Source organism: Streptomyces sp. NBC_00207, assembly GCF_045160965.1.
Taxonomy (GTDB): Bacteria; Actinomycetota; Actinomycetes; order Streptomycetales; family Streptomycetaceae; genus Streptomyces.
Genome location: NZ_CP130715.1, coordinates 1,620,279 through 1,635,041 on the forward strand (window position 1 = coordinate 1,620,279; position 14,763 = coordinate 1,635,041).

14 protein-coding genes are annotated in these 14,763 nt (G+C 70.0%); all 14 read right to left on the reverse strand.

Annotation, left to right across the window (positions count from 1 at the left end):
• Window positions 1-17: 17 nt before the first annotated feature.
• A complete protein-coding gene (locus OG472_RS07995; RefSeq protein WP_030830728.1) occupies window positions 18-923 on the reverse strand; it encodes a LysR substrate-binding domain-containing protein in 906 nt (301 codons plus the stop codon).
• Window positions 924-1,261: 338 nt separating this feature from the next.
• On the reverse strand, window positions 1,262-2,725 hold the full coding sequence (locus tag OG472_RS08000; RefSeq protein ID WP_405941215.1) for an amino acid permease: 1,464 nt from the start codon (window positions 2,723-2,725) through the stop codon (window positions 1,262-1,264).
• 297 nt (window positions 2,726-3,022) lie between these two features.
• A complete protein-coding gene (gene paaE, locus OG472_RS08005) occupies window positions 3,023-4,159 on the reverse strand; it encodes a 1,2-phenylacetyl-CoA epoxidase subunit PaaE (protein ID WP_405941216.1) in 1,137 nt (378 codons plus the stop codon).
• Window positions 4,159-4,695, reverse strand: coding sequence for a 1,2-phenylacetyl-CoA epoxidase subunit PaaD (gene paaD / locus OG472_RS08010; RefSeq protein ID WP_314245591.1), 537 nt, complete (start codon window positions 4,693-4,695; stop codon window positions 4,159-4,161). The genes paaE and paaD overlap by 1 nt, the downstream gene beginning before the upstream one ends.
• Window positions 4,689-5,555, reverse strand: a complete 867-nt coding sequence (paaC, locus tag OG472_RS08015) for a 1,2-phenylacetyl-CoA epoxidase subunit PaaC (protein WP_386120388.1) — start codon at window positions 5,553-5,555, stop codon at window positions 4,689-4,691. Before paaC ends, paaD begins: the two co-directional genes overlap by 7 nt.
• A gap of 12 nt (window positions 5,556-5,567) precedes the next feature.
• A complete protein-coding gene (gene paaB / locus OG472_RS08020) occupies window positions 5,568-5,894 on the reverse strand; it encodes a 1,2-phenylacetyl-CoA epoxidase subunit PaaB (RefSeq protein ID WP_030830736.1) in 327 nt (108 codons plus the stop codon).
• The gene (gene paaA, locus OG472_RS08025; protein WP_030830738.1) at window positions 5,891-6,865 is read right to left on the reverse strand and encodes a 1,2-phenylacetyl-CoA epoxidase subunit PaaA; all 975 of its coding nucleotides are present in this window, start codon (window positions 6,863-6,865) and stop codon (window positions 5,891-5,893) included. Before paaA ends, paaB begins: the two co-directional genes overlap by 4 nt.
• Window positions 6,866-6,900: 35 nt before the next feature.
• The gene (locus OG472_RS08030) at window positions 6,901-7,746 is read right to left on the reverse strand and encodes an enoyl-CoA hydratase/isomerase family protein (RefSeq protein ID WP_252308832.1); all 846 of its coding nucleotides are present in this window, start codon (window positions 7,744-7,746) and stop codon (window positions 6,901-6,903) included.
• Entirely contained in the window at window positions 7,737-8,603 is an 867-nt protein-coding gene (locus tag OG472_RS08035) for a 3-hydroxyacyl-CoA dehydrogenase family protein (RefSeq protein ID WP_405941217.1), read from the reverse strand. The genes OG472_RS08030 and OG472_RS08035 overlap by 10 nt, the downstream gene beginning before the upstream one ends.
• Window positions 8,600-9,370 (reverse strand): enoyl-CoA hydratase/isomerase family protein, encoded by a 771-nt coding sequence (locus tag OG472_RS08040; RefSeq protein WP_405941218.1) that lies wholly within the window; start codon window positions 9,368-9,370, stop codon window positions 8,600-8,602. The genes OG472_RS08035 and OG472_RS08040 overlap by 4 nt, the downstream gene beginning before the upstream one ends.
• A complete protein-coding gene (locus tag OG472_RS08045; protein WP_405941219.1) occupies window positions 9,367-10,551 on the reverse strand; it encodes a thiolase family protein in 1,185 nt (394 codons plus the stop codon). Before OG472_RS08045 ends, OG472_RS08040 begins: the two co-directional genes overlap by 4 nt.
• Window positions 10,544-12,250, reverse strand: a complete 1,707-nt coding sequence (paaN, locus tag OG472_RS08050) for a phenylacetic acid degradation protein PaaN (RefSeq protein WP_405941220.1) — start codon at window positions 12,248-12,250, stop codon at window positions 10,544-10,546. The genes OG472_RS08045 and paaN overlap by 8 nt, the downstream gene beginning before the upstream one ends.
• A gap of 86 nt (window positions 12,251-12,336) precedes the next feature.
• The gene (locus tag OG472_RS08055) at window positions 12,337-13,746 is read right to left on the reverse strand and encodes a dihydrolipoamide acetyltransferase family protein (RefSeq protein WP_386088934.1); all 1,410 of its coding nucleotides are present in this window, start codon (window positions 13,744-13,746) and stop codon (window positions 12,337-12,339) included.
• Window positions 13,743-14,762 carry an alpha-ketoacid dehydrogenase subunit beta gene (locus OG472_RS08060; protein ID WP_252308837.1) on the reverse strand — a complete coding sequence of 340 codons (1,020 nt, stop codon included), beginning with the start codon at window positions 14,760-14,762 and terminating at the stop codon, window positions 13,743-13,745. Before OG472_RS08060 ends, OG472_RS08055 begins: the two co-directional genes overlap by 4 nt.
• Window position 14,763: the final 1 nt, after the last annotated feature.

Genomic DNA, 14,763 nt, shown 5'->3' on the forward strand with positions numbered 1-14,763 from the left:
CCCCGCGGCTCATCCGGTCACAGCACCAGCTGCTCAGCAGCCTGGAGCAGTGCCTGTCGGGCGGCTTTGATGGTGGGGTGCTGGCCGCCTCCGCGACGCACGGCAGTGAGCAGTCTGCGTCTGTGATGAGCCCGTGGCAGTGGCTGTATGGGGACGGTCGGGGGACGGCCGTGCCATGCCAAACCCGGAAGCAGCGCGGCCGCATGACCCTGTTCGGCTAGCCGCAGATGCAGGAAGTGATCGGTGGACTCGTAACGGATGTCGGGTTCGAAGCCTGCTTCGCGGCACAGTGCCATCGACCAGCGGCGAGCCATGGTTCCTTCGGGCTCCATGATCCACGGCTGTCCTGCCAGGCTGAGGAGAGCCTCCATGGGGTCGGCCATGCCCCCAATGGCCGGATGAGCCAGATGCAGGGTGTCCTCACACAACTCCTCCTGCTCCACCTCCGCGGGCCGGGGGCCGGGAATACCGGGGTACTCCACGTCGATGATCAGATCGAAGTCACGCGCTAGCAGAGCAGAAATGGCACTTTCCCGCTCCATCTGAGTGAGATGGACACGCAGCAGCGGATGAGCGGCATGCAACAAGTTCAGTGCGGTGGGGACCAGGGCCAGCGCCGCACTCTGAAAGGAGGCGATGCGGAGTGTTCCGGTCAAATCGGTCAAGGATGTCGCGATGTCGGTCTCTGCGCGTTCCAGCCGCTCCAGGACAGCCTCGGTGTGGGCGACGAGAATCTCCGCCTGTTGGGTGAGGCGTACCCGCCGACCGACGTGTTCCAGTAGCCGGACGCCGACCTCGGACTCCAGCAGCGACAACTGCTGAGAAATGGTCGATGGACTGTAGGACAAGGCAGCGGCAACGGCGGCCAGCGTGCCGCGGTGCTTGAGCTCCCTGAGAAGTCTGAGCCGGTGAAGATCGAACATGACAGCGCCTGAAACAGCTGGCTTTCTCGTGGGAGAGCTTGTGCCGGACGCGCAGAGTGTGATGTCACGCTACGCCTCGCGGTTGACTCGGGCTGACGGCGGCGGATTACAAGGATCAGCGCCTCCGGCTCTAGGTCTGGGTGCCGTATCGAGGGGTGTGCGGTGGCCAGGAATCCCTGGGGCGCGGTCGGATCGTAAGGCGACCACCGGGCCATTGAAGAGCGTTACGAGGGCACGTTGAATGCGTCCTGGGCAGGTTGGCGGCACGGCCCGTATCAGGCAGGTGATGTCACGCCACTGATGCGTGGGCGAGCCGCCCCGATGTGTCGCCGTCGAGGTCATGGCCTGGCTTGGGCGTCCTCGGCTGCCCTGCGCATGCCGGCCACCCGGCCGCGCACGCCGAACCACCCGGCGACGAGGGCCCCGACGATCAGCGGAAGACACAGCACGGTGGTGCGTGCGGCCCCGCCGTCGGCATACATCAGCACCAGGACGGAGGCCAGGAAGCCGAGGGTCACGATCTCGGTCCACGGCGAGCCGGGCAGCCGGTAGCCAGGACGCGTCAGCTCGCCCTGCTGCGTCTTCCGCCAGAAGAGCAGGTGGCAGATCATGATCATGCCCCACGTGGCCAGGATGCCGATCGCCGCGAAGTTCAGGACGATCTCGAACGCCTCCGCCGGTACGACGAAGTTGAGGCCGACGCCGAGCACGCAGATACCGGTCGTGAGCAGGATGCCACCGTAGGGAACCTGGCTGCGGCTCATCGCACTCGTGAACCTCGGCGCCGAGCCGGACATCGCCATGGAGCGCAGGATACGGCCGGTCGAGTAGAGGCCGGAGTTGAGCGAGGACATTGCCGCGGTGAGGACGACGAGGTTCATCACGCCGCCCGCGGCGGGGACACCGATGTTGGACAGCACCGTCACAAAGGGGCTCTCGCCGGCGACGTACTTGTTCCACGGAAGCAGCATCGAGAGCAGGATGACCGAGCCGACGTAGAACAGCGCCACGCGCCACATGATCGAGTTGATCGCCTTGGGCATGATCTTCTCGGGGTTCTCGGTCTCACCCGCCGTAACGCCGACCAGCTCGACTGCGGCGTAGGCGAAGATGACGCCTTGGGTGATCAGGAGCATGGGCAGCAGACCGTTGGGGAAGACGCCCCCGTTGTCGCTGATCACGGACAGACCGGGGTTGTGACCGTCGACGGGGTGTTGGGTCACCAGCAGGAAGATGCCGATACACATGAAGAGGACAAGGGCGCCGACCTTGACGATTGCGAACCAAAACTCCAGCTCGCCGAAGATCCGCACCGAGATCAGGTTGACCGCGAGGACGACCGCCAGGGCGATCAGCGCGATCACCCATTGGGGTATGTCGGAGAACATGCCCCAGTAGTGCGTGTAGGTGGCCACCGCGGTGATGTCGGCGATACCGGTCGTGGCCCAGTTCAGGAAGTACATCCAGCCTGCGGTGTAGGCGCCCTTCTCGCCGAGGAACTCCCGGGCGTACGACACAAAGGCGCCGGACGAGGGCCGGTACAGGACGAGTTCGCCGAGCGCGCGGACGACGAGGAAGGCGAAGAAGCCGCAGACCGCGTACGCGACGAACAACGACGGGCCGGCCTCGGCGAGGCGGCCGCCGGCACCGAGGAAGAGGCCGGTGCCGATGGCACCGCCGATGGCGATCATGCTGACGTGCCGGGACTTCAACGACTTGCTGTAACCGGCGTCTCCAGCGTCGACATTGGGCCGGGCCGGTCTGGAGGGCGCTCCGGGCTTTACGAGCGGCTGCTCACTCACGCCTTGCTCTCACTTTCCATAAGTTGATGCAGTGCGGTCCGTTACTGCCGGTCCGCTCAAGATTTCGATAGGCGCACGCCGTCGGTCAACGAACGTTGCGGGCGGCCCGAGTTTGCGCGGTCTCCCGCGTCGGGGACCAAGGCGGCAAGCAGGCTTTCACCCGTCACACCGAACATCTGTTCGAAAAGAGCGATTGATTGACCCGGGCTTACTGTGCCGAACGGCATGCGCCTTTTCCAGCGCAGGTTTCCGATCGTTCATCGTCGAGAAAACCGAACGTTGTCGACATGTTCGCGCTCACATGTCGAAGTCCACGGTGAGCTCGTCCGATGCGGGGCGGGTCTGGCAGGTCAAGACGTATCCCGCAGCCACCTCCGCGGGCTCCAGGGCGTAGTTGCGACGCATGTCCCCCCGGCCCTGGGTCACCAGGGCGCGGCACGTCCCGCAGACGCCGCCTCTGCAGGCGAACGGCAGGTCGGGGCGGAGCTGTTGGGCAGCGTCGAGGACGGTGCGGTCCCGGGGGGCCGGGAACCTGGTGACCCTGCCATCCAGGACGACGGTGACTTCGCTCGTGGCGAGACCGATCGCCGAGACCTCGTGGCGGGCAGCGGGCGGTTCTTCATCGGCGTGGAACAGTTCCTGGTGGATTCGGTCAGCCGGGACGCCGAGCCCGGCCAGGATGGCGCTGGAGTCACGGACCATGCCGTGCGGACCGCACAGCCACCATTGGTCGACGCCGTCGGTGTCGACCAGGGCATCGAGCAGGGCGGTGAGCCGCGCCGCATCGAGGCGGCCGGAGAGCATTTCGGCCCCGCGCGGCTCGCGGGACAACACGTGAACAAGCTGGAAGCGGGCCGGGTACTGGTCTTTCAGGTCTGCCAGTTCGTCCGCGAACATCACCGAATCGGTGCGCCGGTTGCCGTAGAGGAGGGTGATGCGGGATGAGCCGTCGGCGGCGAGTACGGAGGCGGCGATCGACAGCATCGGTGTGATGCCGGATCCGGCAGCGATGAGCACGTAGTGGCCGAGGCCACCGGGTTGACCGGAATCACCGGGTTGTCCGGCTGCGCTGAGGTCGGGGGTGAAAGCACCGGCCGGCCCCATCACCTCAAGGGTGTCTCCTGGGCGCACACCGTGGACGAGCCAGGAAGAGAACAGGCCGCCGGGTACGACGCGGATGCCAATACGCAGAGGTTCCCCGACGGGGGAGCAGATGGAGTAGGAGCGGCGCTCGTCGCGGCCGTCGATCTCCCGGCGCACGGTGAGGCACTGGCCGGGGAGAAACGCGAATTCCTCGGCCAGACGGTCCGGTATCGCGAGGGTGAGCGCGGTGGCGTCGGAGCACAGCCCCTCAACCGCTGCGACGCGCAGGGCGTGGAAGGTGGGACGCAGACGGGTCCGCGCCGTGACAGGGGGACGGGAGGGGGTCGTCATCAAAGGTCCTTGAGGTGCTCGAAGGGCTCCAGGCAGGTGCCGCAGCGGCGGAGCGCCAAGCAGGCGGTTGCGGCGAACCGTGAGATCTCCTCGGTATCGACCGAGGCGCAGCGCGGGCAGGGCACATCCGCCGGGGCCGGCCCGAGGGACAGCCACACCGGCCCGGATTCGCTGAGGCGCCGAGGCCCCGGTGGTGCGATGCCGTGTTCGGCGAGCTTGAGACGGCCCTGGGATGTGATCCAGTCGGTAGTCCAGGGCGGGTCGAGCACGGTGACGACCCGAACGGCGGGAAAGCCGTCCGCCTGCAGCCGGGTGGCGGCTTCAGCCCGCATCTCGGCCACGGCGGGACAGCCTGAGTAGGTCGGGGTGAGCCGCACGACGACCGTACCGTCCTGCTCCACCTCGACACCGCGGAGCACTCCGAGGTCGGCGAGGGTCAGCATGGGCAGTTCAGGATCGGGGATCTCGCAGGCGGTACGCCAGGCGCGGTGCGCCGCATCTCGGCGGTGCTCGCCGGCATCCGCGAGCGTCACCATTGCGCCTGCGGGTGTGCGCGGGCGATGCTCTGGAGTTCGGTGAGGAGCGGCGCTAGGTGTTCGGTACGGTCACCGTCGCGGCCGGAGCCGGGTATGGCGGGGGCGGACGCCGGGCCGAGAGGCAGGACCTCGGAGGGGTCGAATCCCGCTCGCACCAGGACGTCGGCGAGATGCCGCAGCGTCCGGTCGGCGACCACTGCGGACTCGGCGCCCAGACCGGCTGCGGTCCGGTCGGTCAGTGGTTCTCCCAGCCAGGGCGCGACGTCGAACAGCGCCGTTCTGAGACGGTCACGGGACTCGGGAGTCCCGTCGCCCAAGCGCACGGTCCACACCGCGGCGTAGTGGCAATGGTAGGAGAGCTCCTTCACGCTCTTGGCGGCGATGGCGGCGAGCACCGGATCAGGAGCGCTGGTGAGCTCCTCGAAGACGGCCAGCCGCCAGACGGACAACACGAGCAGCCGTGTGATCGTGAAGGCGAAGTCGCCGCCGGGCAGTTCGGCCAGCCGTAGGTTGCGGAAGCCGTCTGGATCACGGAAGTAGGCGTACGCGTCCTCGCCGCGGCCCGTACCGTCGGCCCGTCCCGTCCTGGCATACAGCAGCCGGGCCTGGCCGAGCAGGTCGAGGCCGATGTTGGCCAGGGCGAGTTCCTCCTCCAGTTCCGGGGCGCGTGTGCACCACTCGGCGAGCCGCTGGGCGGACACCAGGGCGTCGTCGCCCAGGGCCAGACAGCAGGCGGCAAGGTCTCCGGCGTCGATGCCGTCCGGCACCCTCTGGTCGATGCCGTGCAGGGGGTCGGTGAAACCGGTGCCGAACGCCCACTGCGCGTTGTCGTGGTCGACGTACAGATCCTCGTGACTCATTGGCGGCCGCTCCTAGATGTGGGGTACGTCGTCGGGGATGTCGTAGAAGGTCGGGTGCCGGTAGACCTTGTCGCCGCTGGGCGCGAAGAAGGGATCCTTCTCGGCGAGGGTGGAGGCGGCGATGGAGTCGGATCGCACGGCCCAGACACTCACGCCCTCGTTGCGCCGGGTGTACAGGTCGCGGGCGTGGACAAGGGCCATCGCGTCGTCGGGCGCGCGCAGGGAGCCCACGTGGACATGGTTCAGTCCACGCTTGCCCCGGACGAACACCTCGTACAGCGGCCACTCGTCCCGTATGCGGACGGGTCCGCCGGCGGAAGTCCGGTCGGTGCCGCTCATGCCGCCGCTCCTTCACGCACCCGGGTCGCCCGCTTGGAGGCATGGGCCGAGGCCGCCTCCCGCACCCAGGCGCCCTCCTCGTGGGCGGCCCGGCGCCGTGCAATCCGTTCGGCGTTGCACGGTCCGTCGCCGGAGACCACGCGCTTCAGCTCGTCCCAGTCGGGGGCGCCGAAGTCGTGGTGCCCGCGCTCCTCGTTCCACCGCAGGCCGGGGTCGGGCAGGGTGACGCCGAGCTTCTGGGCCTGCGGCACGGTCATGTCGACGAACCGCTGTCGCAGTTCGTCGTTGGAGTGCCGTTTGATCTTCCAGGCCATGGATCGCGCGGAGTTGGGCGAGTCGGCGTCCGGCGGGCCGAACATCATCAGCGACGGCCACCACCAGCGGTTCACCGCGTCCTGCACCATCTCCCGCTGCTCGTCGGTGCCGCGCATCATCGTCAGCAGGAGTTCGTACCCCTGCCGCTGGTGGAAGGACTCCTCCTTGCACACACGGACCATGGCGCGCCCGTACGGGCCGTACGACGTCCGGCACAGGGGCACCTGGTTGCAGATCGCCGCGCCGTCCACGAACCAGCCGATCACGCCGACGTCGGCGAAGGTCTCGGTCGGGTAGTTGAAGATGGACGAGTACTTCTGGCGGCCGTCGATCAGACGCGCCGTCATGTCCGTGCGGTCCGCCCCGAGGGTCTCAGCCGCGGAGTAGAGGTACAGCCCGTGCCCGGCCTCGTCCTGCACCTTGGCGAAGAGGATGGCCTTGCGGCGCAGCGAGGGTGCCCGGGTGATCCACTCGCCCTCCGGCTGCATACCGATGATCTCGGAGTGGGCATGCTGGGCGATCTGCCTGATCAGCGTGGTGCGGTAGCCGTCGGGCATCCAGTCCCGGGGCTCGATGCGCTGGTCGCGGGCGATGGTGTCCTCGAAGGTGGCCTCGGGGCCCTGGGGCCCGGATGGTGTGACGGTGGGGGTGTTCATGGGGTATGCGTGTCCCGTCGTACTCGATGAGTGGGTCAATGGCCGCGGAAGGCCGGGCTGCGGCGTTCGAGGAACGCCGTGACGGCTTCGCGGTGGTCCTCGGTGGCGCCGAGCCGGCGCTGGATCACGGCTTCGCGCTCCAGCGCGGCCGGCAGCGTGGCGGTGGCCGCGGACCGCAGCAGTGCCTTGATCTCTCGGTGGGCGGCGGTGGGTCCGCCTGCGAGGGAGCGGGCGACGGCCAGCCCCTCAGCCGTGGCCGAGCCGTCCGCCACGACGCGGTGGACCAGGCCCCAGCGTTCGGCGTCCTGTGCGGAGAAGCGGTCTCCGAGGAGCATGAGTCCTGCGGTCCGCGAAGGACCGAGCTGGCGGGCGAGGCCGCGGGCGACCCCCGAGTCGGAGGCCAGGCCGATGCCGGTGAAGGCAGTCGCGAAGTGGGCTCCTTCGGCGGCGACGCGCAGATCCGCGCAGAGCGCGATGCCGAGCCCAGCCCCGACACATGCGCCCTCGACGGCCACGACGAGCGGGACCGGCAGCCCGTGCAGCTCCTTCAGCAGCGGGTTGTAGTCGTTGGGAAGGTTCGCGAAGGCCGCCTCGGGCGCGGTGTTCAGCTGCCGGGCGTGCTCCCTGAGGTCCTGGCCGACGCAGAAATGCCTTCCGCGGGCAGTGATCAGGGCAGCCCTTACACCGCGTGCGGTGTCCGTGGTCAGGCGGCGTGCCGCCATGAGGAGGGCGCTGCGCATATGGGTGTCGAGCGCGTTGCCGCTCCCGGGACCGCGCAGCTCGATGACGGCCACGGCGTCGGTGACGTCGTAGGCGACCCCGTGACGGGCGGGACGGCCCGGCTCCTGAGCCTCGGTGGGCGCACCATCGGTCACGGCCATGAGTAGAACCCCTTCCCCGTCTTGCGGCCCAGCTCGCCGCGGGCGACCTTCTCCCGCAGCAATGCCGGCGGGGCGAACCGCTCCCCGAGTGTCCTGTGCAGGTGGTCGGCAATGGCCAGCCGTACGTCGAGACCTACTACATCGGTGAGGCGCAGCGGCCCCATCGGGTGCCGGTATCCCAGGCGCATGGCCGTGTCGATGGCCTCCGGCTCGGCGACCCCCTCCTCGACCATGCGGACGGCCTCCAGACCGAGGGCCAGGCCGAGACGGCTGCTGGCGAATCCCGGCGAGTCCTGGACGACGACCTCCTGCTTGCCCAGGGCGTGTGTCCAGCCGACCGCCGCTGTCAGGGTCTCCCCGGTGGTATCGGGAGTGGGGACCAGTTCGACGAGCGCGGAGACGGGCACCGGGTTGAAGAAGTGCATGCCTAGAAAGCGTCCCGGCCGCTTCAGGGCCGCCGCGAGTTCGGTGACCGGCAGCGAACTGGTGTTGGTGGCGAGTACGCACCGCTCCCCCACGGCCCGCTCAGCGGCGGCGAGCAGCCGGGCCTTGAGCGCGGCATCTTCGGGTACCGCCTCGACGACGAGATCGGCGTCGGCGGGAAGTTCGGCGATCGAGGTCACGGCGGTGACCCGGTCCAGTGCCTCACCGGTGGCGGATCCGCCGGGCCCCTCGCGCTCGGCGGCCTGCCTCAGGCCGGCGGCGATGCGGTTCAGCGCGACGGTCGCGGCCGCTTCGTCGTGTTCCACGACGACCACTGACGACCCTGCGGCCGCGAAGGACTGGGCGATACCGGTCCCCATCCGGCCGCCGCCGATCACCCCCACAACGGCGGGCGGTGCTGATGCCGAGGTCATGCCCGGCCTCCGTTCTTCTCGTTCTTCTCCAGGAATCGCGTCATGCGCTCCTCCTTGTCGCGGCCCTCGAACAGCACGGCCTGGGCGAGGTCGTCAGCCACCGGATGGGCACCCGGGGCGTCGGTGACGAGCTTGGTCAGCCGCAGGGCGAGCGCCGAGGAACGGGCCATGCGGTCCAGCAGGGCGTGTGCCTCGGCGTTCAGCCGCTCGGCCGGTACGACGTCCGTGACCAGCCCACAGGCGAGCGCGGCAGGTGCGTCGAGGTTCCGCCCGGCGAGCAGGACCTGTTTGGCCACCGACTCGCCGAGCAGCTCCCGCAGCCGCCAACAGGCCCCGGCGGCGGCGAGGATGCCCAGGCCAGGTTCGGGGTTGCCGAAGACGGCGTTTGGCCCGGCGATCCGGATGTCGCAGGCGTATGCAAGCTCGGCGCCGCCGCCCAGCGCCCAGCCGTCCACCGCGGCCACGGTGGGCAGGGGCAGCCTGCGTACCCGCTCGAACAGACGGCTGTTGATTCCCTGCAGCGCCTCCTCCCGGCCACGCCAACGCAGTTCGGCTATGTCGGCGCCGCCGGCGAAGACCCCGCCGTGCCCGGTGAGCAGCAGCAGCCTCGGCTCGCGCTCCAGGTCCTCGCACACGCGATGCAGTTCGGCGATCATGCCGCTGCTGATGGCGTTGCGAGCCTCCGGCCGGTGCAGGGTCACGACGACCCGGTCCGCGCCGGCCTCGACCCGCAGGGTCTCGTACGCCGTGTCGTCCAGCGTGCTCATACGCGCTCCACCAGCATCGCCACGCCCTGGCCGACCCCCACACACATGGTCGCCAGTCCCCGTCGAGCGTCCTCGCGTTCCATGCGTCCGAGCAGGGTGAGCAGGATGCGGGCGCCGGAGCAGCCGAGCGGGTGTCCGAGGGCGATGGCGCCGCCGTCGGCATTGACGCGGTCCTCGTCGAGCCGCAGGCGTCGGACGACTGCCAGCGCTTGGGCGGCGAAGGCCTCGTTCACCTCGACGGCGTCCAGGTCGTCGGGCCGCCAGCCCGCGCGGGCGAGTGCCTTCAAGGTGGCCGGCACGGGCCCGAGCCCCATCAAGCGGGGCTCGACCCCGGCCGAGGCGGCGGTGACGACGCGGGCCCGGGGGGTGAGCCGGTAGCGTTCGACCGCCGCCAAACTCGCCACCACGATGGCAGCGGCCCCGTCGGACAGCGGCGAGGAGTTGCCCGCGGTGATGATCCCGTCGCTGCGGAAGGACGTGCGCAGTCCGCCGAGCTTCTCCAGCGAGGTGGACGGCCGAGGCCCCTCGTCCTGGGTCACCTCGCCGTCCGCCACCGGCACCGGGACGATCTCTTCCTTGAAGCGGCCCGCCCTCTGGGCGGCCTCCGCCCTGCGGTGGCTGCGCAGCGCGAAGGTGTCCGCGTCGAGGCGGGTGATGCCGTCCAGGGCGGCGACCTCCTCGGCGGTCTCGCCCATGGACAGGCTGGTCGCGGCCGGGAAGCGCGGGTTGGTGAAGCGCCAGCCGAGGGAGGTGTCGTGGACCTCGCCGGGCCGGGCCCAGGGTGTGCCGGGCTTGGCCATCACCCAGGGGGCACGGGTCATTGACTCCACTCCGCCCGCGACGACCAGGTCTGCCTCCCCCGCACGAATCGCCTGGGCGGCCGAGGCGACGGCCGTCAGTCCGGACGCGCACAGCCGGTTGACGGTGTATCCGGGCACGGTGTCCGGCAGTCCGGCCAGCAGGACGGCCATCCGGGCCACGTCCCGGTTGTCCTCGCCTGCCTGGTTCGCGGCGCCGAGGATCACCTCGTCCACGGTGTCGGCCGGGATGCCAGAGCGACGTACCGCCTCGCCGACCACGAGGGCGGCCAGATCGTCGGGGCGTACGGAGGCCAGGGCGCCTCGGTGGCGGCCGAGCGGAGTGCGGGCCCCGTCGATCAGGTAGACCTCATCATCACGCATCGACGTGCTCCTCTGCGGGTGCGTGGCGCCGGGACTGGACGACCGAGAAGCGTCCGGTGACGAACGCCGGGTCGGTGAGGGCGGCATTGGCCGCGGGGTTGGCCGCGGTGCCGTGGAAGTCGCTGAAGGCGGCGGACTGGTTGACGAAGACCGCGCCGGTCAGGTTCTCCGACAGGTGCACGCCCGCCTCCAGCGCGGTTGCCCGTGCCGCCTCCAGCACACCCTCGTCGGTGGCGTACACGGAGGCGGTCAGCGCGCCGTGGCGCCGTACGGTGTCGTGCAGGAGACGCAGGCCGTGCGCGGTGGAGTCGGTACCGATGACGAAGGAGACCGGCCCGAACCACTCGCTGGTGTAGGTCTCCTCGTCGGCCTCGGCCTTGAGCCGGACCAACAGCGGGGAACGGACGGCCGCGTCCGGGAAGTCCGGGTGGGCGAGTCGCCTGGACGGATGGGCGACACGGTCGAGTTCCGCCGCCTCCGCCACGCGCTTCAGCACACCGTCGTTCACGATCGCGCCGAGGGTGGCGGCCGCACGGGCCGGGTCGCCCAGCAGCCTGTCCAGGGCGGCGCCCAGGTCGGCGGCGAACTCGTCGGCCGTACGGCGCCCCTGGTCGGTGGGGAAGCCGTTGCGGGGAACGAGGATGTTCTGCGGGGTGGTGCACATCTGGCCGCTGTAGAGCGACAGGGAGAAGGCGAGGTTGCGCAGCAGACCAGCGTAATCGTCCGTGGAGTCCACGACGACGGTGTTGAGCCCGGACTTCTCGGTGTGGACCGCGGCCTGGCGGGCGTTGGTCTCCAGCCAGTCGCCGAACTCGCTGGAGCCGGTGTAGTCCACGATGCGCACATCGGGGTGGGTGGCCAGGGCGGGGGCGGTGCGCTCGTCGGGCTTCGCGGCGGCGAGCAGTACCACGTCCGGATCGAAGCCGGCCTCCGCCAGCACCTCACGGGCGATCCGCACGGTGATCGCCAGTGGCAGCACGGCACGTCGATGAGGCTTGACGACCACCGGGTTGCCGGTGACCAGACTCGCGAACAATCCCGGATAGCCGTTCCAGGTGGGGAAGGTGTTGCAGGCGATCAGCACTGCCACACCGCGTCCCACGGTGGTGAAGGTCTTGTCCATGACGAGCGGGCCGCCCTTGCGCTGGGGCTTCCTCCAGCGGGCCGCGACCGGATGGCGCGTTTGCTCGTTCCATGCGTGGGCGACCGCTTCGAGACCCCGGTCCTGGGCGTGTGGACCGCCGGCCTGGAACGCCATCATGAAGGGCTGGCCGGTGGTGTGCTGGACGGCGTGCGCGATCTCGAAGCTCGCCTCGTTCAGCCGGGCAAGGATCTCCGCTGCAACGCCGGCCCGGGTGTCCGGGCTCGCGGCGCGCCATGCCACCGCGGCTGACTTGGCCGTCGCGACGGCCACCTCGGGCGGCAGGTACGGGTAACTGATGCCCAGCGGGAAGCCGTAGGGCGAGACTTCGGTGGCGGGGACGGTGCCGGTGCTCGGATGTCCTTCGATGCGGAAGGGGCGGCCGAGGAGGCCTTGGAAGGCGGCCTCGCCCAGCCGCGATGCCTCTGCTCCGTACACAGAGGTGCTGGGGGTTTCCTGGTACGGCGTCCAGTAGGTACGGTCGGCGGCACACTCCACCGCCTGGTCGAGCAGAGCCGCGTGGCGGACGAAGAAGTCGGGATTCTGGTCGGTGGGCACTGAGAGCTCCTGGCCGAACGTTCGGTAGGTTGATGGGTGTGAGGCGCCCAGGCGGACGCAGGGAAAGTGGGGGAAGCGGGGTTGGATCAGACGTCGGCGAGCAGGATCGCCGGGCGTTCCACGCAGTCGGCAACGAAACGCAGGAACCCGCCGGCCACACCGCCGTCACAGACCCGGTGGTCGAAGCTGAGGGAGAGCTGCATGACCTTGCGGACGGCCAGCTCGCCGTCCACCACCCAGGGTTTGTCCACGATGCGGCCCGCGCCGAGCAGAGCGGCCTCAGGGTGGTTGATGATGGGCGTGGATCCATCGACACCGAACACGCCGTAGTTGTTGAGGGTGAAGGTCCCGCCGGTCAGACGGTCAGGCGGCAGGGCCCCGTCGCGGGCCAGCCCGGTCAACCGGGCGAGCTCGGCAGCCAGTTGTGCGGTCGTCATGCGCTGTGCGTCGCGGACGACGGGGACCACCAGGCCGCGTTCGGTCTGGGCTGCGAAGCCCAGGTGCACCTCGCTGAAGCGGACGATCTCCCGCCGCTCGGTGTCGACGGTGGAGTTCAGCTCCGGGAAGCGGTGCAGTCCGGCGATGCAGAATCGGGCGAGCAGGGCCAGCAGCCCGATGGGGCGGCCGGGGTCTGCGGCCTGCATGGCCTTCCGGGCTTGGAGCAGGCTCGTCGCGTCCACGTCGACCCAGGTGGTGGCGTCGGGGATCTCGGTGCGGCTGCGGGAGAGCTTGTCCGCGACCGCGCGGCGGACTCCGCGCAGCGGGATGCGCTCAGGGCCGGCCGGCGCCGGCCGAGCGTGCGGTGCGCGATCCGCCGACTGCTGCCGGTCCGGGGTGACCGGTGCGGTATCGGGGTCCGTCGCCAGCTGGCCGGCCCGCCCAACGGCCTGCTCGACATCTCGTCTGAGCACGACCCCTGCGGGACCCGATGGCGCCAACGCGGCGAGGTCGATCCCGTGTTCCCGCGCCATCCTGCGTACGAGGGGGGATATGACCCGGGGAGCGTGCAGCTCTCCGGACGGCGCCGCCTCGGCACCAGTGCCGCCTCCCGTCGCGGCGCCCCCGCGTCGGCGGCGGCGACGCGGTGCCGGGCCGTGGCCGGTGCCGTAGCCGATCAGGACGTTGCCGGACCCGGCCTGCTCCTCCTCCCGGTATCGCTCAGCGGCAGGGTCGGCCGACGTCGAATCGACGGGAGGCTGGACGCCCGGGCCCTCCCCCGCGCCGTCGGGCCGGCCGGAAGTCGGCGTACCCACCGTGATCAGCGGCTTCCCCACCTCCAGCGCCGTACCCGCCTCCGCGTGCAGTTGCAGCACGGTGCCCGCGTAGGGGACCGGCACCTCGACTGCGGCCTTGGCGGTCTCGACCTCGATGACGATCTGGTCGATCGTCACCGTGTCACCGACCGCGACCTTCCACTCGATGATCTCGGCCTCGGTCAGCCCTTCGCCGAGATCGGGCAGCCGGAACAGCTGCTCCTGAAGCGCTGCGGTGCTCATGCGGCCGTTCCCTTCAGCAGATGCCGGGTGTCCGGCGCGTCGCTGAACTGGAGACGGTCGACGGCGTCGAGGATCCGGTCGACGCTGGGCAGATGCGCGTGCTCCAGCTTCGGCGGCGGATACGGGATGTCGAAGCCGGCCACCCTCAGGACCGGCGCGGCCAGCGAGTGGAAACAGCGCTCCTGCACCCGTGCGGCGATCTCCGCCCCCACGCCGGCGAATCCCTGGGCCTCCTGGACGACCAGGCAGCGCCCGGTCCGGTGTACCGATGCCGTGACCGTCTCGTCGTCGAAGGGCACCAGCGTGCGCAGGTCCACGACCTCCAGCTCGATGCCATCGGCCGCCGCCGCTTCGGCCGCGGCCAGCGCCACCGGCACCGACGGCCCGTACGCGACGACCGTGGCGTCGCGGCCCTTCCGCCGGATCGCCGCCTGCCCGAACGGCAGCGCTCCGCGCCGCTCGAGGTTGACGTCCTCCTTCGACCAGTACAGCTTCTTCGGCTCCAGGAAGACCACCGGGTCGGGGTCGGCTATGGCGTCGCGCAGCAGCCAGTACGCGTCCTCGGCCGTCGCCGGGGTGACGACTTTCAGGCCCGGGGTGTGCGCGTAGTACGCCTCGCTGGAGTCGCAGTGGTGCTCGACTCCCCCGATGCCGCCCGCGTAGGGGATACGGATCACCATCGGCAGCGCGAGCCGCCCCCGGGTCCGGTTGCGGAGCTTGGCCACGTGTGAGGCGATCTGTTCGAAGGCCGGATAGGCGAAGGCGTCGAACTGCATCTCCACCACGGGCCGGAAGCCGCCCATCGCCATGCCGACGGCCAGTCCAACGATGCCGGCCTCGGCCAGCGGGGTGTCGAAGCAGCGCTGCTCGCCGAAGTCGCGGGTCAGCCCGTCGGTGATCCGGAAGACGCCGCCGAGCGGACCGACGTCTTCACCGAAAACGAGCACGCGCTCATCCTCGCGCAGTGCGTCGCGCAGGGCGGCGTTCAGCGCCTGCGCCATCGTGATCTTGGCCATG

Excerpts from the sequence above, each read along its gene's own strand:
- OG472_RS07995 (WP_030830728.1), bottom strand. The coding sequence starts at position 923 with ATGTTCGATCTTCACCGGCTCAGACTTCTCAGGGAGCTCAAGCACCGC.
- paaE (WP_405941216.1), bottom strand. The coding sequence starts at position 4,159 with ATGACGACCCCCTCCCGTCCCCCTGTCACGGCGCGGACCCGTCTGCGT.
- paaD (WP_314245591.1), bottom strand. The coding sequence starts at position 4,695 with ATGGTGACGCTCGCGGATGCCGGCGAGCACCGCCGAGATGCGGCGCAC.
- paaC (WP_386120388.1), bottom strand. The coding sequence starts at position 5,555 with ATGAGTCACGAGGATCTGTACGTCGACCACGACAACGCGCAGTGGGCG.
- paaB (WP_030830736.1), bottom strand. The coding sequence starts at position 5,894 with ATGAGCGGCACCGACCGGACTTCCGCCGGCGGACCCGTCCGCATACGG.
- paaA (WP_030830738.1), bottom strand. The coding sequence starts at position 6,865 with ATGAACACCCCCACCGTCACACCATCCGGGCCCCAGGGCCCCGAGGCC.
- OG472_RS08030 (WP_252308832.1), bottom strand. The coding sequence starts at position 7,746 with ATGGCCGTGACCGATGGTGCGCCCACCGAGGCTCAGGAGCCGGGCCGT.
- OG472_RS08035 (WP_405941217.1), bottom strand. The coding sequence starts at position 8,603 with ATGACCTCGGCATCAGCACCGCCCGCCGTTGTGGGGGTGATCGGCGGC.
- OG472_RS08040 (WP_405941218.1), bottom strand. The coding sequence starts at position 9,370 with ATGAGCACGCTGGACGACACGGCGTACGAGACCCTGCGGGTCGAGGCC.
- OG472_RS08045 (WP_405941219.1), bottom strand. The coding sequence starts at position 10,551 with ATGCGTGATGATGAGGTCTACCTGATCGACGGGGCCCGCACTCCGCTC.
- OG472_RS08055 (WP_386088934.1), bottom strand. The coding sequence starts at position 13,746 with ATGAGCACCGCAGCGCTTCAGGAGCAGCTGTTCCGGCTGCCCGATCTC.
- OG472_RS08060 (WP_252308837.1), bottom strand. The coding sequence starts at position 14,762 with ATGGCCAAGATCACGATGGCGCAGGCGCTGAACGCCGCCCTGCGCGAC.